Raw genomic sequence first — 19,523 nt, 5'->3', positions numbered from 1 at the left:
GATATCATTCCGTTTATTCATGCTGCGCAGCCGAGACAAGAACAAGGAACCCTCGATGCTGAACAAACGCTACCTGCCCTCGATCACCGCCCTGCAGTGTTTCGAGGCCGTCACCCGGCACCTGAGCTTCACCCGCGCCGCCGAGGAACTGAACCTGACCCAGAGCGCGGTCAGCAAGCAGGTCGCGCAGCTGGAAGAACTCCTGCAGCACCTGCTGTTTCGCCGGGTACGCCGGCGCCTGCAACTGACCCCGGCCGGCGATCTGTACCTGGTGGAGGTGCGCAAGATCCTCTCGCAGATCGAGATGTCGACCCATTACCTGCGTTCCTACGGTGGCGAAACCGAAGTCCTGCGGGTGTCCACCCCGTCGACCTTCGGCGCGCGCTGGCTGGTGCCGCGTCTCAAGGGCTGGCGCCTGCGCCATCCGCAGATCCACCTGGACCTGTGCAACGAACAGGAAGCCGACGACCTGCTGCAAGGCCGCAGCGACATGGCGTTCTATTTCGGCCAGGGCTCGCGCCCCGGCACCGAGTGCCTGAAGCTGTTCGGCGAAGAGCTGGTGGCGGTCTGCGCCCCCGGCAGCCTGCCGGACAAGCCCTTCACCGACCCGACGCAACTGGCCGAACTGGTGCTGCTGCAACTGGCCTCGCGGCCGCAGGCCTGGCATGACTGGTTCGACAGCCAGGGTTACCACACCGAGCACAGCTATCATGGCCCGCGCTTCGAAACCTTCTACATGTGCATCCGGGCCGCCCAGGTCGGCTGTGGCGTGGCCCTGCTGCCGCGGTTCCTGGTGGAGGAAGAGCTGGCCGAGGGCAAGCTGGTGCTGGCCTGGGACTACGCGATGCCCAGCCACGACGCCTATTACCTGGCCTACCCTGAACATGCGGCCGAAGTGCCCAAGGTACGGGAGTTCGTACGCTGGATGCTGGAGCAGATCGACAGCCCGACGCCGACCTGATCCGGGACGGATGCAGGCCGCACGGGCGCTATCGCGGGCAAGCCTCGCTCCTNNNNTATCTGTAGGAGCGAGGCTTGCCCGCGATGAGACCATCAGCCTCGACATCGTCCCCAAGCAAAAAACGCTGGCAAAACCCACAGCGGATATGCGCCACTACTGCCTTCATTGAACAAGCTGGAAAGCCGCGTCCTTCATCGTGGCCAGCATGGAGATTCCCGTTATGAGCGAGAGTGTGTTTGCCGATCGCATCGTGCAGAACCTGCTCGACACCGACTTCTACAAACTGACCATGATGCAGGCGGTGCTGCACAACTACCCCAATGTGGAAGTCGAATGGGAATTCCGCTGCCGCAACAGCGAGGACCTGCGCCCTTATCTGGCGGAGATCCGCTATCAGTTCGAGCGCCTGGCCGACCTGAGCCTGAGCGCCGACCAGTTGAGCTTTCTGGAGCGCATCAGCTTCCTGAAGCCGGACTTCCTGCGCTTTCTCGGGCTGTTCCGCTTCAACCTGCGCTATGTGCATACCGGTATCGAGAACGGCGAGCTGTTCATCCGCCTGCGTGGGCCCTGGCTGCACGTGATCCTGTTCGAAGTGCCGATGCTGGCGATCGTCAGCGAGGTGCGTAACCGCTATCGCTACCGCGAAGTCGTCCTGGAACAGGCCCGCGAACAGTTGTATCGCAAGTTCGACTGGCTGAGCGCCAACGCCAGCGCCGACGAATTGTCGCACCTGCAAGTGGCCGACTTCGGCACCCGTCGGCGCTTCTCGTACCGGGTCCAGGAAGAAGTGGTGAACGTGCTCAAGCACGACTTCCCCGGGCGTTTCGTCGGCACCAGCAACGTGCACCTGTCCCGCGAGCTGGACATGAAACCCCTGGGCACCATGGCCCATGAGTGGATCATGGCCCACCAGCAACTGGGGCCGCGGCTGATCGACAGCCAGATCGCCGCCCTCGACTGCTGGGTCCGCGAATACCGTGGCCTGCTGGGGATCGCCCTGACCGACTGCATCACCACCGACGCCTTCCTCAACGATTTCGATCTGTATTTCGCCAAGCTGTTCGACGGTTTGCGCCACGACTCGGGCGATCCGATCGTCTGGGCGGAAAAGGCTATCGCCCATTACCTGAAACTGGGCATCGAGCCGATGAGCAAGACCCTGGTGTTCTCCGACAGTCTGACGCTGCCCAAGTCCCTGGAGATTTTTCGCGCGCTGCGTGGTCGGATCAATGTCAGCTTCGGTATCGGCACCAACCTGACGTGCGATATTCCCGGTGTCGAGCCGATGAGCATCGTGCTTAAAATGGCCGCCTGCAATGGCCAGCCCGTCGCCAAGATCTCCGACGAAGCGGGCAAGACCCATTGCAAGGATCCCAACTTCGTCGCTTATCTGCGCCACGTTTTCCAAGTACCTGCCGCCCTTTCTGGCACATCAAGCAAGGAGTGAATCATGCAAGCCGTACAGCGTGAGATTGCTGAACAGCTCAAGGTCCAACCCCCTTTCAAGGACCAGGCCGATCTCGAGGCAGAAGTCGCCCGGCGGGTCGCGTTCATCCAGCAATGCCTGCTCAATTCCGGGCTCAAGACCCTGGTACTGGGCATCAGCGGTGGCGTCGACTCCCTGACCGCGGGCCTGCTGGCCCAGCGGGCGGTGCGCGAACTGCGCGCCAGCAGCGGCGACCAGGGCTATCGTTTCATCGCCGTGCGCCTGCCGTACGACGTGCAGTTCGACGAGCACGATGCCCAGGCCTCGGTGGACTTCATCGAACCCGACGAGCGCCACACCGTGAACATCGGGCCGGCGGTCAAGTCCCTGGCCAATGAAGTGGCGGCCTTCGAAGGCCATCAGGCGGTAACCCGGGACTTCGTGCTCGGCAATACCAAGGCGCGCATGCGCATGGTCGCGCAGTACACCATCGCCGGCGCCGCCCACGGCCTGGTGATCGGCACCGACCACGCCGCCGAAGCGGTGATGGGCTTCTTCACCAAGTTCGGCGACGGCGCCTGCGACCTGGCGCCGCTGAGCGGGCTGGTGAAGAACCAGGTGCGCGCCGTTGCCCGGCATTTCGGCGCGCCGGAGTCGCTGGTGGAGAAGATCCCTACCGCCGACCTCGAAGACCTGTCTCCCGGCAAGCCGGATGAAGCCTCCCACGGCGTGACCTACGCCGAGATCGACGCCTTCCTCCACGGCCAGCCGGTACGCGAGGAAGCGTTCAAGATCATCTGCAACACTTACAACAAGACCCATCACAAACGTGTGATGCCGTTCGCGCCTTGAGGTGATGAGGTGACGCAAAAGCCCGCCGCGGGAAATCCTCGGCGGGCTTTTTGTTGTGTGTTGGCCGGGCTGGCGTTATCGCGAGCAAGCTTCGCTCCTGCAAAAGCTTGTGGGAGCCAGGCTTGCCCGCAACCGCCCGCCCACAAAAAAGCGCCCCGAAGGGCGCTTTTTTTCACTCGGAATCAACCGATCACTTCAGCACCACGGCGCCTTTCATCATCGAGTTGTGGCCCGGGAACGAGCAGAAGAACTCGTAGCTTTCGCCCGCGGTCAGCTTCGACACGTCGAAAGTCACCGAGTCTTTTTCGCCAGAGCCGATGATCTTGGTGTGGGCGATGACGCGGCTGTCGCCTGGCTTCAGGTAGTCCTTGTCGATGCCGGCAGCCATGCCGTCGGTCGCGATGCCGGCCATGTCCGCGCTTTTGCTCAGCACCCAGTTATGGCCCATGACGTTCTTCGGCAGGCTGCCGGAATGGGTCAGGTTCACGGTGAAGGTCTTGCAGCTCTTGTCGATGGTGATTTCCTTCGTGTTGAAGGACATCTGGTCGGTAGAGTCGACATCGACCTTGCATTCGGCGGCCATCAGCTGGCTGCTGGCCAGTGTCAACAGGGATACCGCAACGAGTTTGGCAAACATGGTGAATCTCCAAGGCAGGGTTAACAAAATCCATCTGAATCCATGAGGGTGAAGACTGCCTGAATTTTTCACAAGTTCCTATGATTCAAATCAAGAAATTGTATACAACTTTGCGCTATCGGCTTGATCGAGAGAATCAAACAGCCAGCCAACGGCCGCGGATCTATGCTCGGCGCACATCACTATCGGAGTGTCTGCCATGCACCTCAACAGCCTGTTCCGCAGCCTGCTCGCCGCCTACGCCTGTGGCGCCAGCGGCACCTATGAAAGCCCCCGCCGCGAGGATTGACCCTTGGAGCGCGGCCGACCAGCCATTACTCTGTGGCTCTCACCGACCATGGAGTAAGGCATGTCTTTAACGTCTGTATGCGTGTTCTGCGGTGCCAGCACCGGCACCAACCCGGCCTACCGCGAGGCCGCCGAAGCCCTCGGGCGCCATCTGGCCGAACGCAAACTGACCCTGGTCTATGGCGGTGGCGCTGTCGGCCTGATGGGCCTAGTCGCCGACGCGGCCCTGGCGGCCGGAGGTGAAGTCATCGGCATCATTCCCCAGAGCCTCAAGGACAAGGAAATCGGCCATCCGGGCCTGACGCGCCTGGAGGTGGTCGACGGCATGCACGCCCGCAAGGCACGCATGGCCGAGCTGAGCGATGCCTTTATCGCGCTGCCGGGTGGCCTGGGCACCCTGGAAGAGTTGTTCGAGGTCTGGACCTGGGGCCAGCTGGGCTATCACGCCAAGCCCCTGGGGTTGCTGGAAGTGAATGGCTTCTACGAGAAACTCACGGGTTTTCTCGATCACATCGTCGGCGAAGGCTTCGTTCGCGCCCCGCACCGTGACATGCTGCAAGTGAGCGATTCGCCGCGCAAACTGCTGGATGCGCTGGAGGCCTGGCAACCCACGGTCGCCCCCAAATGGGCCGAGCAAAAACCCGATTAACCGCCGGCCCCCGATACAAGGCAGAATACGCGCCGCTCAACCTCACCTTCGACCCCAGAGGATCGCCCATGGCTAAACCCAATTACTCCTTCGCCAAACGTCAGCGAGACCTGGCAAAGGAGCAGAAGAAAGAGGAAAAGCTGCAACGCAAGAAAGCGGCCGCTGAAGAAGCCGGCGCACCGAGCCCGGATACAGAAGACGAAGTGGCCGTCGACGACGCCAATGCAGTAGACGATCAGGCCCCCAAAGCCTGAGACCCGCCAGGCCTGATACTCCTGTCAGGCCCTCGGGATCTGGGGTCGGCTATCCATTACCGACCCCCGGATACCCAACGCTTTGACAATCGAATCGCGATAACCCTGTGGCAGGTTGGCCGGTAGCTGGTCGGCTGCGAACAGGCCGATTTCCTTGTGCTCGTGGCTGACGGTTGGCACAAAACCGCCCAGGAGCCGGCAGCGATAGGTCGAGATAAAGACATGCTTGCCGGGGATGACCTCGAACAGGTACGAATCCAGCGGTTCCTCCACCGCCACCTGCACGTCCAGCTCTTCCTCGATCTCCCGCGCCAGGCATTGCGGCGCCGTCTCCCCCAGCTCGATCCGCCCGCCAGGCAACTCCCACTCGTCACGCTCGTTGAGCATCAGCACCACCAATCCTTCGGGGGATTGCAGCACACCCTTGATCGATACCGGGAACATAAGCCACTCCTGTAAAGCCTGTAGCCGCTGCCGCAGGCAGCGCCCGGGCGCGTAGCGGCCGTGTTTTTAGACCGCTGGAAGGTTCTGCGAACCTTATCGCAGCCTGCGGCAGCGGCTACAGAGAGATCCGTTCATTCAGTGGCATCACCGTCACCCGCACTTCCGGGTCGTGGCTGCCGCCGCCGAGAATCACCCCGCGCAACGGCGAGACGTCGGAAAAGTCCCGGCCCCAGGCCAGGGTGATGTGTTCCAGTGCCGGCTGCACGTTGTTGGTCGGGTCGAAATCGACCCAGCCGAGCACCGGGCAGAACACCGAAACCCAGGCATGGGAGGCGTCCGCGCCGATCAGGCGTGGCTGCCCCGGTGGCGGTTGGGTCAGCAGGTAGCCGCTGACATAACGCGCCGCCAAACCGCGAGAGCGCAAACACGCCAGCATCAGGTGGGCGAAGTCCTGGCAGACCCCGCGCCGCCGCTCCAGCACCTCCACCAGCGGCGTCGCCACCTGGGTGGCTTCGGCATCGAAGGTGAACTCGCTGAAGATCTTCTCCATCAACGCCTGTACCCCGAGCAACAACGGGCGCCCGGCAGGGAAACAGCTTTCGGAAAAATCGACGAAGCTCTTCTTCAGGTGCACATAGGGCGACTCGAAGCGGTAACGACACGCCTCCATCAAGGCCGCGGACAACGGCCGGCTGCTGTAGGTCAGCGCACTGCGGGTGGCGTCCCAGGGCAATGAGCGGGTGAAATCCAGCGCAGGCCGGGCCAGCACCTCCACCGTCAGTTGCGCATTGACCAGCAGTTCGTCATGGGGGCGCTCGAACGCCAGCCGGGTCAGCGGGTTGCCGAACACATCCAGCTCGTCGCGGCGGGTGGTGGGGTCGGGGCTGATCAGCAGTTCCTGCTGGCTGCAATGCTGCCAGGCGCAGGCCCGCGGCCACAGGTGCGCCAGCTGCTGGGCCAGGGAAACCGGGCTGTCGTAGTGGTAATGGGTATCGTGGAAGATCTGGTAATGAGCGCTCATCAGACGGACACCGTTTGTTGGCTGACATCGTCGACATGGGCGAAATGCCGCAGCGCCAGGCGGTCGGAGACCTGCCCGCTGGCATCGGCGATTTCCTGCAACAGGTCGGCCAGGCCTTCGAGCGCCGCACGCACGCTGGCTTCGCCGAACAGCGGGTTTTCCAGGCAACCCAGGTCGAAGCGCGACAAGCGCCCCACCAGCTTGGGCAAACCGGCCTCGCGCGGCACACCGAACTCATCGTTCAAGCGATTGAGGGTCCGGGTCACCAGCTTCAGCTGGAACAGCACCGCATGGGGGTTCTGCTCATCGAGCAGCAACAGGTCGAGCACCGGGATCAACTGCGCCACCGCCAGGTAGCGGGAACGGTAGGTGATGCTGCTGTTGCCCAGCTCCAGCAGCCACTCCAGCCCGGCCTGGTCGAACGCGGTGGCGCTACGCAGGAAGGCCGCCAGGCTGCTGCTGAGGAACTGCAGGCGCTCGATGCGCCGGCCGATCATCAAAAAGCGCCAGCCTTCGTCGCGGGTCATGTCGTCCAGGGCAAAACCCGACAGCGCCGCCAGGGACATCACCAGGCGATTGAGGAAGTCCAGCAATTCGCCGAAGTCCGGCTCGCGGGCCTCCAGCGCCAGAGCTTCGCGCTGCAACTCCACCAGCGCCTGCCAGTTTTCCCGCGAGAGCTTGCCGCGCACCTGGGACGCCGCCCACTGCAGGCGCTGCAGGTTGGAGCGCAGGCTGAAGGCCCAGTCGTCGCCCTGCAGAGCCGCCAACAGCCGATCGGGCAGCTCGCCCTCGTCCGGCAGCAGCATCAGGCTTTCGCCCAGGTCGACCGCCGCCTGCAAGGCCTGCGGGTCATCGCCGTCGACATAACGCGCGAGCATGATCCGCAACAACCGCGCGCTGCCATCGCAACGCTCACAGTAACGGCCAAACCAGAACAGGTTTTCCACCACCCGCGACGGCAGGTACGGATCGCGCCGCACCAGCTCATGCACGCCGATGGTCCGCTGGCCCTTCCACTGCTCGCCGCTGGGCGCACGCTCGCCCAGCACCCAGGTGTCCTTGCTGGCGCCGCCGCGCTGCATCGATACCACTTCGGCATCGGCCTCGGCGGCCACCCGGGTCAAGCCGCCCGGCAGCACCCGGTAACCGTCGCGGCTGGCCACGGCATACACCCGCATGCCGATGGCCCGCGGTTGCAGTTGGCCGTCCTCGGCCTGCCAGACCGGCGCCTGGGACAGCTGCGCCAGTTCCTGGGCGACATAGGCATAAGGCCGCGCCCGCATGCGCTCGGCCAGGGCCTGGCGCTCTTTCTCGCAGAGGTCGCGGCCGAACAAGGGGGCAAAGCTCTGGGACGGGAACGCCGGCTTGATCAGCAGCTCCGGGAGCTTTTCCAGGGCCTGGGCCAGCACCGGTGCCTCGCCGCACCACCAGGTGGCGACGGACGGCAGAATCAGTTCTTCGCCGAACAGGTGCTCGCTGATCTTCGGCAGGAACCCCAGCAGGCCTGGCGACTCCAGCACGCCGCTGCCCAGGGCATTGGCCACCAGCACCCGGCCCCGCCGCACCGCCTCCAGCAGCCCCGGCACACCAAGGGCCGAGTCGGTGCGCAGTTCCAGCGGGTCGCAGAAGTCATCGTCGAGCCGGCGCATGATCGCGTGCACCCGCCGCAGGCCGCTCAGGGTCTTGAGGTAGACCGTGGCGTCGCGCACCGTCAGGTCGCCGCCCTCCACCAGCGGATAACCAAGCTGGCGCGCCAGGTACAGGTGCTCGAAATAGCTTTCGTTGAAACGTCCCGGGGTCAGCAGCACGATCAGTGGCGCTTCGTCGTCCCGGGGCGCCTGGCGGGCCAGGGTTTCCTGCAGGGTGCGGAAGAAGCCGGCCAAGTGCTGCACCTGCAGATCGCGATACAGGTCCGGAAAGGCCCGGGACACGATCATGCGGTTTTCCAGGGCGTAGCCGGCACCGGAGGGCGCCTGGGTACGGTCGGCGGTGACCCACCAGCGCCCGTCCGGGGTGCGCGCCAGGTCGACCGCGTACAGGTGCAGGAAAGCGCCGTCCGGCGGCTGGATGCCCTGGCACGGCCAGAGAAAATTGTTATGGCCAAACACCAGTTCGGCCGGCAGCAGGCCTTCGCTGATCAGCCGCTGGGGGCCATACAGGTCGGCCAGTACCGCATTGAGCAAACGCGCCCGCTGGGCGATCCCGGCGGACAGCTGCTGCCATTCATCGGCAGCGATCACATGGGGCAACAGGTCCAGTTCCCACGGCCGGTCGGCGCCCTTGGGGTCGGCATAGACGTTGTAGGTGACGCCGTTTTCCTGGATCTGTCGGGTCAGCAGGGCCTGGCGCTGCATCAACTGCGCCGGTGTGCTGCGCTGCAACTGGTCGAACAGCCGGCGCCAGTGCGGGCGTACCGCGCCGCTGGCGTCGAGCAGTTCGTGGTAGGTACCCGCCGTCAGCGGGTAGTGGTCAAGCAGGTCAGGCATGGAGAACTCGGCAGACGGCAAGGTAAGTCAGATTAACGCAGACACATGACGCCCGGATATGCGAAACATCCGGGTGTCGCGTCTGCTTTAGAAACGTCGCAAATCGAGTGTCATCGGCAACTCGTCGTTGATCGTCAGGCTCGGCACCGACAAGGTGCCGGGGCTATGCCCCAGGCGGAAGAAGCGCGCCATGCGACGGCTTTCGGCTTCGTTGGCATTCACCGGCAGGCTGTCGTAGTTGCGTCCGCCCGGGTGGGCTACGTGGTACTGGCAACCGCCCAGGGAGCGCTGCATCCAGGTGTCGAGCAGGTCGAACACCAGGGGCGCATGCACCGGGATGGTCGGTTGCAGGCAGTTGAAGGGCTGCCAGGCCCGATAGCGCACCCCAGCGACAAACTCCCCGACCCGCCCGGTAGGCTGCAGCGGCACCGCGACGCCGTTGCAGGTCAGCAGGTAGCGCTGCGGCGCCAACCCGGTGAGCTTGACCTGCAGACGCTCCAGCGATGAGTCGACATAACGCACCGTGCCGCCAGCGGAGCCCTCCTCCCCCAGCACATGCCAAGGCTCCAGGGCCTGGCGCAGCTCCAGTTCGACCCCGCCGACCGCGTAATCGCCGACCTTGGGGAAACGAAACTCCAGGTGCGCGGCGAACCACTCGGCGCGCAGCGGATAGCCGGCGGCGTTGAGCTCGACTATGACGTCGGCGAAGTCCTGCTCGATAAAGTGCGGCAACAGGAAGCGGTCGTGCAGCTCGGTGCCCCAGCGCGCCAGCTTGGCCGGTGCGTAGGGCTCGCGCCAGAAGCGCACGACCAAGGCCCGCAGCAACAGTTGCTGGGCCAGGCTCATGCGCGCATGGGGCGGCATTTCAAAGGCGCGCAATTCCAGCAGGCCCAGGCGCCCGGTGGCGCCGTCCGGCGAGTACAGCTTGTCGATGCAGAACTCGGCGCGGTGGGTGTTGCCGGTAACGTCGATCAGCAGGTTGCGCAGCAACCGGTCGACCAGCCACGGCGGGCACTCCTCGCCCGGTTCGGGCATCTGTGCGAAGGCGATTTCCAGCTCGTACAAGGCATCGTTGCGTGCCTCGTCGACCCGCGGCGCCTGGGAGGTCGGGCCGATGAACAGCCCGGAGAACAGATAGGACAACGACGGATGGTTGTGCCAATAGCTGATCAGGCTGCGCAACAGATCCGGCCGGCGCAGGAACGGCGAATCCGCCGGCGTCGCGCCGCCCAGCACGAAGTGGTTGCCGCCGCCGGTGCCGGTGTGGCGCCCGTCGATCATGAATTTCTCGGTGGTCAGGCGGGTCTGCCGGGCTTCCTCGTAGAGGAATTCGGTGCGCTCCACCAGCTCGTCCCAACTGGCGGACGGCTGCACGTTGACCTCGATCACGCCCGGATCGGGGGTGACGCGGAAGTTGCTCAGCCGTGGATCGCTCGGCGGCTCGTAGCCCTCCAGCAGCACCGGGCAATGCAGCTCCTCGGCGGTGGCCTCGATGGCGCTGACCAGCTCCAGGTAATCCTCCAGGCGCTCCAGGGGCGGCATGAACAGGTACAACCGCCCACCCCGCGCCTCGGCACAGAACGCGGTGCGGGTCAGCCAGTCGGCGGACTGGTCGATCTGCGGCACCCGCTCATCGGCCTCGGCCGCCTCGCCATGTTCACGCAGTTGCGCGCTGTCCGGCAGCTCGGGCAGGTCCTGGTTCGGATCAGTGGGGTGCACATAGGGGTATTCCGCCGCCGTCACCCAGGGCTGGGACGCCAGCGGCAGGCGATAGCCCAGGGGCGAATCCCCCGGCACCAGCCGGCAATGGCTGTCGCGCAGGTACCAACGGCCGCTCTGCCACTGGTCGCCCTTGGCCGTGCGGGCCAGCGGCAGGATCTGGCCGATGACCTTGTCCAGGCCCTGGTTGAAGACCTTGCGCAGGCGCGCGCGCTCCAGTTCGTCCGCCAGCCGTGAATCCTCCGCAGTCACGTTCTGCGGCAAGGTACCTTCGCGCCACAGGTAATAGAAATTGTCTTCATAGGCCGGGAACACGAAGCGCGGCGGCAGCTTCAGGCGTTCGGCGACGCTGGCCAGGAAACGCCCGGCCAGTTCGCTGTCGGCGCCGTAGTCTTCGTGTTCGTCGGCAATCAGCGCGGCGTTGTGCCAGATCGGCACGCCATCGCGGCGCCAGTAGCAGTTCAGCGACCAGCGCGGCAGTTGCTCGCCCGGGTACCACTTGCCCTGGCCGAAATGCACCAGGCCCTTGGGCGCGTAGTGGTTGCGCATGCGCTGGAACAGCTCGGCGGACAGCCGGCGCTTGTTCGGTCCGAGGGCCGCGGTGTTCCATTCGGCGCCATCCGGGTCGTCGATCGAAACGAAGGTCGGTTCGCCGCCCATGGTCAGGCGCACGTCGCCTTCCAACAGATCGGCATCGATCTGTCGGCCCAGGGCCTGGATCGCCAGCCATTGCTCTTCGGTGTAGGGCTTGGTGACCCGCGGCGCTTCCCAGACCCGCTCCACCGACATCTGGTGGCTGAACTCGCATTCGCAAGGCTCCACCAGGCCGCTGATCGGCGCCGCCGAGGACGGATCGGGGCTGCAGGCCAACGGGATATGGCCTTCCCCGGCAAACAGCCCGGAGGTGGCGTCCAGGCCGATCCAGCCGGCGCCGGGCAGGTACACCTCGCACCAGGCATGCAGGTCGGTGAAATCCACCTCGGTGCCGGACGGGCCGTCGAGGGATTTGACGTCGGCGGTCAGCTGGATCAGGTAGCCGGAAACAAACCGCGCCGCCAGCCCCAGGTTGCGTAGCAGCTGCACCAACAGCCAGGCGGAGTCGCGGCAGGAGCCGGAAGCCTTGTCCAGGGTCTGCTCGGGCGTCTGCACGCCCGGCTCCATGCGGATCAGGTAGCCGATGTCTTCGCTCAGACGCTGGTTCAGGCCCACCAGGAAATCCACCGCCGGCATCGGCGTGCGGTCGATGCCCTCAAGGTAAGCCTTGAACTTCGGTGTCAGCGGCAGGGTTTCCAGGTAAGGCGCCAGTTCCCGCTGCTCATCGGCGGCGTAGGCGAAGGGAATCTTCTCCGCATAGGGTTCGAGGAAGAAGTCGAACGGATTGAACACCGCCATCTCCGCCAGCAGATCGACTTCGATGCGCAGCTCGTCGGTCTTTTCCGGGAAGACCAGGCGCGCCAGGTAGTTGCCCTGGGGATCCTGCTGCCAATTGATGAAGTGCTGCTCGGGCTGGACCTTCAGCGCATAGGAGAGAATCCGCGTGCGGCTATGGGCCGCCGGACGCAGGCGAACAATCTGTGGGCCGAGTTCGACCGCGCGGTCGTAGCGGTAATGCGTGACATGGTGCAATGCGACATGGATCGACACGGCGTGCCTCCTGCGGACCTGGACGTACACGAGAGCGCGCAAGACTTATGCCAGGGCACCAGTCCCGGCGCTTTCCCCGACTGCTGTGGGCAGTACAGCACCAAAAGCGAGCGGCGCGTGCTTTGGCGTGCGCAGGGTTGCACATAAATGTGGCGACAGGATGTAACCGGCGGTCAGCGCACCCGCTTCAGGCCGGCTTCCAGTCGCTGCAGGCGCCGGCGTTTGCGCGCCGCCACTTGCAGCACCTTGAGCCCGCGCTGGTAGCGCCGGGTGCTCATCAGGTACAGGCCGGTCAGGGGGATGCACAGGACAAAGGCCGGGAAAAGGCGCTGGCGGGAATCCAGCAGGACCAGCAGCGCGCACGCCAGGCAGAACACCAGCGCGCCGAACAAGGCCCAGGCCCCGCGCGGGTAGCCGCGGATCACCAGCAGGAAACACAGGCTCATCAGCAGGCCAACGCCCAGCATGGCCATCGCGGCGTAGTTGGCGACCTGGAAGTCCCGGGGGAAATACAGATGGGGCACCTGCGCGGCGGTCAGCGAGACGCTGAAGATCGTCGTCATCATCACTGCGATATGAATCCCCCCGAAGCGCCGCACATAGGGCTGCCAGGCGAGCCACTCGGCGGTCTTGAGGCGCAGCAGCTTGTCTTCGATCTGCTGTTGTTGCGGGGTTTTCCTGCGACGAAACACGCTGCTCTTCCTTGAGTCGATGCCAATCCTGGGGCGCACCTTAACAAACCCGAACGGCGAAATGCATAACGCCAACCCTGAGGTTGGCGTTGTGTCTGTACAGCAGCTGCCTTAGCGGGGCACGACCGGTTTGCGGGTCGGCTTCTTGCCTTTGCCCTTGGCCGCATCCGTGCGTTCCTTGGCGGCCTGCTTGTTGCGGGCCATCGCGGCGGCCTTGGCCTGTTCGCGCTTGTCCCACGGGTTGCCGCCGTCGCTGCCACGCGGTGGCAGGCCGGTATGCTGGGTGAGGATCCGGGTGGTTTCCTTGGCCACTTTGTGGCTGCCAGCCGGCGTCGAGTTCTTGCGACGGGCGCTCTGGTAGCTGTCGGTAGCCGGCTGATGCAACGGAATCAGCTGGTGCTTGCCCGGCCCGATCAGGTCGGCGCGGCCCATGCGGGTCAGTGCTTCACGCAGCATCGGCCAGCCTTTCGGATCGTGGTAACGCAGGAACGCCTTGTGCAGGCGCCGCTGCTCCTCGCTCTTGACGATGGTCACCCCGTCACTCTTGTAGGTGACCTTGCGCAGCGGGTTCTTGCCCGAGTGGTACATGGCGGTGGCGGTGGCCATCGGCGACGGGTAGAACGCTTGCACCTGGTCGGCGCGGAAACCGTTGCCCTTGAGCCACAGGGCCAGGTTCATCATGTCTTCGTCGGTGGTGCCCGGGTGCGCGGCGATGAAGTACGGAATCAGGTACTGCTCCTTGCCTGCTTCCTTGGAGTACTTCTCGAACATCCGCTTGAACCGGTCGTAGGTACCGATGCCCGGTTTCATCATCTGGTTGAGCGGACCTTCCTCGGTGTGTTCCGGGGCGATCTTCAGGTAGCCACCGACGTGGTGAGTCACCAGTTCCTTGACGTACTCCGGCGACTCGACCGCGAGGTCGTAGCGCAGGCCGGAAGCGATCAGGATCTTCTTCACCCCCGGCAAGGCGCGGGCGCTGCGATACAGCTGGATCAGCGACGAGTGATCGGTGTTCAGGTTCGGGCAGATGCCAGGGAACACGCAGGACGGCTTGCGGCACGCGGATTCGATTTCCGGGCTCTTGCAGGCGATGCGGTACATGTTCGCGGTCGGGCCGCCGAGGTCGGAGATGACCCCGGTAAAACCTGGAACCTTGTCGCGAATCTCTTCGATCTCGCGAATGATCGATTCTTCGGAACGGTTCTGGATGATGCGGCCTTCGTGCTCGGTGATCGAGCAGAAGGTGCAGCCGCCAAAGCAGCCCCGCATGATGTTCACCGAGAAACGGATCATGTCGTAGGCCGGGATCTTCTCCTTGCCGTACGCCGGGTGCGGGATGCGCTGATACGGCATGCCGAACACGTAGTCCATCTCTTCGGTGGTCATCGGGATGGGTGGCGGGTTGAACCAGACGTCGATCTCGCCATGCTTCTGCACCAGCGCACGGGCGTTGCCCGGGTTGGTTTCCAGATGCAGCACGCGGTTGGCGTGGGCGTAGAGCACCGGATCGTTACGCACCTTTTCCATCGACGGCAGGCGGATCACGGTCTTGTCCCGGGTCATCTTCGGGCTGGCCAGGATCTGCACGACCTTGGCTTCCTGGGGATCTTCAACCGGCCCCTTCTCTTGCTCGATGGCGCAGGCTGCGGTGTCCTGGGTGTTGACGTAGGGGTTGATGATCTTGTCGATCTTGCCCGGACGGTCGATACGCGTGGAGTCCACTTCGTACCAGCCCTGGGGCGTGTCACGGCGAATGAACGCGGTGCCGCGCACGTCGGTGATGTCTTCGATCTTGTGCCCGTAGGACAGGCGCTGGGCGACTTCGACAATTGCCCGCTCGGCGTTGCCGTAGAGCAGGATGTCGGCGCTGGCGTCGATCAGGATCGAGTTGCGCACCCGGTCCTGCCAGTAGTCGTAGTGGGCGATGCGGCGCAGGGAGGCTTCGATGCCGCCCAGGACGATCGGCACGTGCTTGTAGGCTTCCTTGCAGCGCTGGCTGTAGACCAGGCTGGCGCGGTCCGGACGCTTGCCCGCCAGGCCACCGGGGGTGTAGGCGTCGTCGGAACGGATTTTCTTGTCCGCGGTGTAGCGGTTGATCATCGAGTCCATGTTGCCGGCCGCGACGCCGAAGAACAGGTTCGGCTCGCCGAGCTTCATGAAGTCGTCTTTGGACTGCCAGTTCGGCTGGGCGATGATCCCGACGCGGAAGCCCTGGGACTCCAGCAGCCGGCCGATGATCGCCATGCCGAACGACGGGTGATCGACGTAGGCATCACCGGTGACGATGATGATGTCGCAGGAATCCCAGCCGAGCTGATCCATCTCCGCCCTGCTCATCGGCAGGAACGGTGCCGGTCCGAAACATTCGGCCCAGTACTTGGGATAGTCAAATAACGGCTTGGCTGCTTGCATGTCGATGACCGGTATAGGTGTAGATAAGGGCGCGTTTATTTACAGAGAAATTCGCGGGCGCGGAATATAGCACAAAAAATGACCAATTCCGACGACCATGGTCGGAAATCGGTGGGGCGTTTATCGCGGGCAAACCTCGCTCCCAGGAACACGATGACCTTGGAGGCTTGCCTGCGCTCGAGAGGCCGGGCCTTACTCGTCGTCGTCGAAGTTGTAGCTGCCCGGCGCGAGGTTCTCGAAGCGGGTGTACTTGCCGATGAATGCCAGGCGGATAAAGCCGATCGGGCCGTTCCGCTGCTTGCCGATGATGATCTCGGCAATGCCCTTGTGCTCGGTCTCGGGGTGATACACCTCGTCCCGGTACACGAACATGATGACGTCGGCGTCCTGCTCGATCGCTCCGGATTCCCGCAAGTCGGAGTTCACCGGGCGCTTGTTCGGACGCTGCTCGAGGGAGCGGTTGAGCTGGGACAGGGCCACTACCGGGCAGTTGAATTCCTTGGCCAGGGCCTTGAGGGAACGGGAGATCTCGGAAATCTCGTTGGTCCGGTTGTCGCCACTGGAACCTGGGATCTGCATCAGCTGCAGGTAGTCGATCATGATCAGGGCGATGTCGCCGTGCTCACGCACCAGGCGGCGGGTTCGCGCGCGCATTTCCGAGGGGCTGATACCGGCGGTGTCGTCGATGAACAGCTTGCGATCATTGAGCAGGTTGACCGCCGAGGTCAGGCGCGGCCAGTCGTCGTCTTCCAGCTGGCCGGAACGCACTTTGGTCTGGTCGATACGGCCGAGGGACGACAGCATACGCATGATCAGCGATTCGCCTGGCATCTCGAGGGAGTACACCAGCACCGCCTTGTCGCTGCGCAGCACGGCGTTTTCCACCAGGTTCATGGCAAAGGTGGTCTTACCCATGGACGGACGGCCGGCGACGATGATCAGGTCGGCTGGCTGCAGGCCGCTGGTCTTCTCGTCAAGGTCGGTGTAGCCGGTGGAAAGGCCGGTGATGGCGTTGTCGGTGTTGAACAAGGTGTCGATGCGGTCGATGGCCTTGGTCAGCAACTCGTTGACACCCACCGGGCCGCCGGTCTTCGGACGCGCCTCGGCGATCTGGAAGATCTGCCGCTCGGCTTCGTCGAGGATCTCTTCGGCGGTGCGGCCTTCGGGGTTGAAGGCGCTGTCGGCGATCTCGGTGCTGATGCCGATCAACTGGCGCAGGGTGGCGCGCTGGCGAACGATCTGCGCATAGGCCTTGATGTTGGCCACCGACGGCGTGTTCTTCGCCAGTTCGCCCAGGTACCCCAGGCCGCCGACCTGGGACGTCTGGCCTTCCTTGTCCAGCTGTTCGGACAGGGTCACGACGTCGATCGGCATGTTCTGATCGGCCAGTTTGGCGATCGCGCGGAAAATCAAACGGTGGTCATGCCGATAGAAGTCGCCGTCGGAGACTTGATCGAGCACCCGCTCCCAGGCGTTGTTGTCCAGCATCAGACCACCGAGCACGGCCTGTTCGGCCTCGATGGAATGTGGCGGCACCTTCAGGGCAGCGGTTTGCAGATCGTATTGCTCGGGAGCGGAGATATCGTTCATGGCCACTTGGTTTTTTAGGAAAAGCAGGGGTTTGAAAAACTGAGGGTACAGAAAGACAAAGGGCACGACCTGTAAACAGGATCGTGCCCGATGTTACCGGCTAGCTCCCGAGGGTGCCAGCCGACAAGTACTGCTTAAGCTGCTACCACGACAACGCGCACGGTGGCTTCAACTTCGGCGTGCAGGTGCACGGCTACGTCGAACTCACCTACGTTGCGGATGGTGCCGTTCGGCAGACGAACTTCGCTTTTTGCCACTTCAACGCCGGAGGCGGTCAGTGCATCAGCGATGTCGTGGGTGCCGATCGAACCGAACAGCTTGCCTTCGTCACCAGCGGTGGCAGTGATAGTCACTTCCAGCTCAGCCAGTTGGGCAGCGCGAGTTTCGGCAGAAGCCTTTTTCTCTGCAGCCAGTTTTTCCAGCTCGGCACGACGCGCTTCGAACGCAGCCAGGTTGGCAGCGGTAGCAGCGGTGGCTTTGCCGAAAGGCAGCAGGTAGTTACGGCCGTAACCAGCCTTAACGTTTACCTTATCGCCCAGGTTGCCCAGGTTGGCGATTTTTTCCAGCAGGATCAGTTCCATTTGGTAATAACCTCTTAACTTTTAACCTTCACCGTTCGCAGAGCCGTTATCAGCGTCTTTCGGCGCCGAACGACCGCGAAAATCAATCAGGCTGTCGACTATGGCCAACACCACGAGCAACGGATAGATCAGCTGCATAAACAGCAACAGCGTTACGTACAACCCCACCAGCCAGAACCTGGCCAGTCGCCCTTGCGCCACCAGCCCGTGAATCAGGGCCAGCCCGGCGAACACCAGCGGTACGCTGCACAACGGCGTCAGCATCGCCATCTGTGGACCGAGATTCGGTCCCAGCAGCATGCAGGCCAGCAGCAACATCGCCAGTCCCAGCGGGAGCTTGATAGCGCGAAACTCGCGCCCAAAACCACCCGGGTTGTACAACAACGCCTGCCAGTAGCGCCCGACAATCAGGCTCAGCACACTGACGACCTGCAACAAAGCCGCTATCAGGCCGGTCAGGACCGGTGCAATCAGTGAGGCAAGACGAGCCTGCTCTTCAACCGACAACTGCTGGTAGAGATCACCGAGGGCCAGCGGCAGGATTTTTACCAACTCCTGCGAGAGCATCTCGATCTGGGGGCGGTAAGCCACACCCAGCACTCCAGCAAACACCAGGCCCAGCGCTATGCTGACCAGCAGCACACGGTTCCAGGATTCGCTTGCGCGCAAAACCAACGCAAGGCCCGAAGACCCCAGCAGCACCATGAGTGCGCGTGGATCGCCGGAATACAGCCACCAGAACAATGCCGGCAGCAATCCCAGGGCGAGGACACCAAGGGCGTCGCTCAAACCGCGCCGCAGGAGCACCAGGCTTCCCGCAGCAGCACCCAACCAATACAACAACGGCAATGCCGCACATCCGGCCACTACCAGAGTGGCCTGCATACGGCCGCGCATGATGAACTCAGCTAAGGCGCGCATGCATTCAATCCCTTACTACTTGTCGACTGCCCGGTCTCAGCGGCCGTGGCTGTCGGTGTAGGCCAGCAGGGCCAGGAAGCGGGCGCGCTTGATAGCGGTGGCCAGCTGACGCTGATAACGAGCTTTGGTACCGGTGATACGGCTTGGAACGATTTTGCCGGTCTCGGATACGTAGGCTTTCAGGGTGTTGAGATCTTTGTAATCGATCTCTTTCACGTCTTCAGCGGTGAAGCGGCAGAATTTACGACGACGGAAGAAACGTGCCATGTAATTGGCTCCTCAAAAGGTCCGTGGATTACTCGTCAGCGTTATCGCTGGCGTCGCTGTTATCGCTGTCATCGCCATCGGCGCTGTCAGAATGCTCAGGACGGTCACGACGCTCACGGCGCTCACTGCGGTTCTCTTCAGCCTTGAGCATCTCGGATTGGCCAGTGATGGCTTCTTCGCGACGGATGACCAGGTTACGGATCACAGCATCGTTGTAACGGAAGTTGTCTTCCAGCTCAGCCAGGGCTTTACCGGTGCACTCAACGTTCAGCATCACGTAGTGAGCCTTGTGAACATTGTTGATTGCGTAGGCCAGTTGACGACGGCCCCAGTCTTCCAGACGGTGGATTTTGCCGCCGTCTTCTTCGATCAGCTTGGTGTAACGCTCAACCATGCCGCCGACTTGCTCGCTCTGGTCAGGGTGGACCAGAAAGATGATTTCGTAATGACGCATGAATGCTCCTTACGGGTTGTAGCCTGCCGCTCAAAAGCGGTCAGACAAGGAGTGAATGACACTTGTGTGTCTTGCCAGAGATAGGCACATATGCGCCTGCCGCAACGGCAAGGGGCGCAATTGTAGAGAAGGGGCAACAGCGGCGCAAGGCAATTGGTGATTATTTGAACAATTGGCCGCCAGGGCACGCCAAACCTGCCGGACGGGCCTGCTCACGATTGCGGC

General features: G+C 63.3%; 17 protein-coding genes. 5 read left to right on the top strand and 12 right to left on the bottom strand.

Features of this window, described 5'->3' with window-relative positions:
* The first annotated feature begins 55 nt into the window (after nucleotides 1–55).
* The 3 genes from PVZ78_RS23305 to nadE all read left to right on the top strand — a co-directional run bounded on the left by PVZ78_RS23305 (nucleotide 56) and on the right by nadE (nucleotide 3,239).
* The gene (locus tag PVZ78_RS23305; protein WP_081362828.1) at nucleotides 56–961 is read left to right on the top strand and encodes a LysR family transcriptional regulator; all 906 of its coding nucleotides are present in this window, start codon (nucleotides 56–58) and stop codon (nucleotides 959–961) included.
* Nucleotides 962–1,181: 220 nt separating this feature from the next.
* Complete coding sequence (gene pncB / locus PVZ78_RS23300; protein WP_009046709.1) at nucleotides 1,182–2,408, top strand: nicotinate phosphoribosyltransferase; 1,227 nt, start codon at nucleotides 1,182–1,184, stop codon at nucleotides 2,406–2,408.
* Nucleotides 2,409–2,411: 3 nt separating this feature from the next.
* A complete protein-coding gene (gene nadE / locus PVZ78_RS23295) occupies nucleotides 2,412–3,239 on the top strand; it encodes an ammonia-dependent NAD(+) synthetase (protein ID WP_016704116.1) in 828 nt (275 codons plus the stop codon).
* A gap of 190 nt (nucleotides 3,240–3,429) precedes the next feature.
* On the opposite strand, the gene azu is transcribed toward nadE, so the two are convergent.
* Nucleotides 3,430–3,876 carry an azurin gene (gene azu, locus PVZ78_RS23290; RefSeq protein WP_009046707.1) on the bottom strand — a complete coding sequence of 149 codons (447 nt, stop codon included), beginning with the start codon at nucleotides 3,874–3,876 and terminating at the stop codon, nucleotides 3,430–3,432.
* 349 nt (nucleotides 3,877–4,225) lie between these two features.
* On the opposite strand from azu, the gene PVZ78_RS23285 reads away from it, so the two are divergent.
* Together PVZ78_RS23285 and PVZ78_RS23280 are read left to right on the top strand one after the other, a co-directional pair.
* On the top strand, nucleotides 4,226–4,813 hold the full coding sequence (locus tag PVZ78_RS23285; RefSeq protein WP_009046706.1) for a TIGR00730 family Rossman fold protein: 588 nt from the start codon (nucleotides 4,226–4,228) through the stop codon (nucleotides 4,811–4,813).
* Between the two features lie 68 nt (nucleotides 4,814–4,881).
* On the top strand, nucleotides 4,882–5,067 hold the full coding sequence (locus PVZ78_RS23280) for a hypothetical protein (protein WP_009046705.1): 186 nt from the start codon (nucleotides 4,882–4,884) through the stop codon (nucleotides 5,065–5,067).
* A 24-nt stretch (nucleotides 5,068–5,091) separates the two neighbouring features.
* On the opposite strand, the gene PVZ78_RS23275 is transcribed toward PVZ78_RS23280, so the two are convergent.
* The 11 genes from PVZ78_RS23275 to rpsF all read right to left on the bottom strand — a co-directional run bounded on the left by PVZ78_RS23275 (nucleotide 5,092) and on the right by rpsF (nucleotide 19,298).
* A complete protein-coding gene (locus tag PVZ78_RS23275) occupies nucleotides 5,092–5,511 on the bottom strand; it encodes an NUDIX hydrolase (protein WP_273829324.1) in 420 nt (139 codons plus the stop codon).
* A 115-nt stretch (nucleotides 5,512–5,626) separates the two neighbouring features.
* Complete coding sequence (locus PVZ78_RS23270; RefSeq protein WP_038630470.1) at nucleotides 5,627–6,532, bottom strand: transglutaminase family protein; 906 nt, start codon at nucleotides 6,530–6,532, stop codon at nucleotides 5,627–5,629.
* On the bottom strand, nucleotides 6,532–9,018 hold the full coding sequence (locus PVZ78_RS23265) for a circularly permuted type 2 ATP-grasp protein (RefSeq protein WP_273829323.1): 2,487 nt from the start codon (nucleotides 9,016–9,018) through the stop codon (nucleotides 6,532–6,534). Before PVZ78_RS23265 ends, PVZ78_RS23270 begins: the two co-directional genes overlap by 1 nt.
* 87 nt (nucleotides 9,019–9,105) lie before the next feature.
* The gene (locus PVZ78_RS23260; RefSeq protein ID WP_273829322.1) at nucleotides 9,106–12,381 is read right to left on the bottom strand and encodes a transglutaminase family protein; all 3,276 of its coding nucleotides are present in this window, start codon (nucleotides 12,379–12,381) and stop codon (nucleotides 9,106–9,108) included.
* Between the two features lie 173 nt (nucleotides 12,382–12,554).
* On the bottom strand, nucleotides 12,555–13,073 hold the full coding sequence (locus tag PVZ78_RS23255; protein WP_016704518.1) for a hypothetical protein: 519 nt from the start codon (nucleotides 13,071–13,073) through the stop codon (nucleotides 12,555–12,557).
* Nucleotides 13,074–13,184: 111 nt separating this feature from the next.
* Nucleotides 13,185–15,485, bottom strand: a complete 2,301-nt coding sequence (locus PVZ78_RS23250; protein ID WP_009046699.1) for a YgiQ family radical SAM protein — start codon at nucleotides 15,483–15,485, stop codon at nucleotides 13,185–13,187.
* A 192-nt stretch (nucleotides 15,486–15,677) separates the two neighbouring features.
* Nucleotides 15,678–17,075: a replicative DNA helicase gene (dnaB, locus tag PVZ78_RS23245; RefSeq protein ID WP_007921486.1), complete on the bottom strand. Its 1,398-nt coding sequence runs from the start codon at nucleotides 17,073–17,075 to the stop codon at nucleotides 15,678–15,680.
* 134 nt (nucleotides 17,076–17,209) lie between these two features.
* Nucleotides 17,210–17,656 (bottom strand): 50S ribosomal protein L9, encoded by a 447-nt coding sequence (gene rplI, locus PVZ78_RS23240; protein ID WP_007921484.1) that lies wholly within the window; start codon nucleotides 17,654–17,656, stop codon nucleotides 17,210–17,212.
* Between the two features lie 21 nt (nucleotides 17,657–17,677).
* Nucleotides 17,678–18,577, bottom strand: a complete 900-nt coding sequence (locus tag PVZ78_RS23235) for a hypothetical protein (RefSeq protein ID WP_009046698.1) — start codon at nucleotides 18,575–18,577, stop codon at nucleotides 17,678–17,680.
* Nucleotides 18,578–18,613: 36 nt separating this feature from the next.
* On the bottom strand, nucleotides 18,614–18,844 hold the full coding sequence (gene rpsR, locus PVZ78_RS23230) for a 30S ribosomal protein S18 (protein WP_002551829.1): 231 nt from the start codon (nucleotides 18,842–18,844) through the stop codon (nucleotides 18,614–18,616).
* A gap of 28 nt (nucleotides 18,845–18,872) precedes the next feature.
* Nucleotides 18,873–19,298 (bottom strand): 30S ribosomal protein S6, encoded by a 426-nt coding sequence (rpsF, locus tag PVZ78_RS23225; RefSeq protein WP_007921481.1) that lies wholly within the window; start codon nucleotides 19,296–19,298, stop codon nucleotides 18,873–18,875.
* Between the last annotated feature and the right edge of the window lie 225 nt (nucleotides 19,299–19,523).

The organism is Pseudomonas sp. SBT1-2, from assembly GCF_028640875.1.
Classification (GTDB): domain Bacteria; phylum Pseudomonadota; class Gammaproteobacteria; order Pseudomonadales; family Pseudomonadaceae; genus Aquipseudomonas; species Aquipseudomonas chlororaphis_I.
The sequence above is the reverse complement of the archived record's forward strand: the minus strand, read 5'-3'. Positions and strand labels throughout refer to the sequence as shown.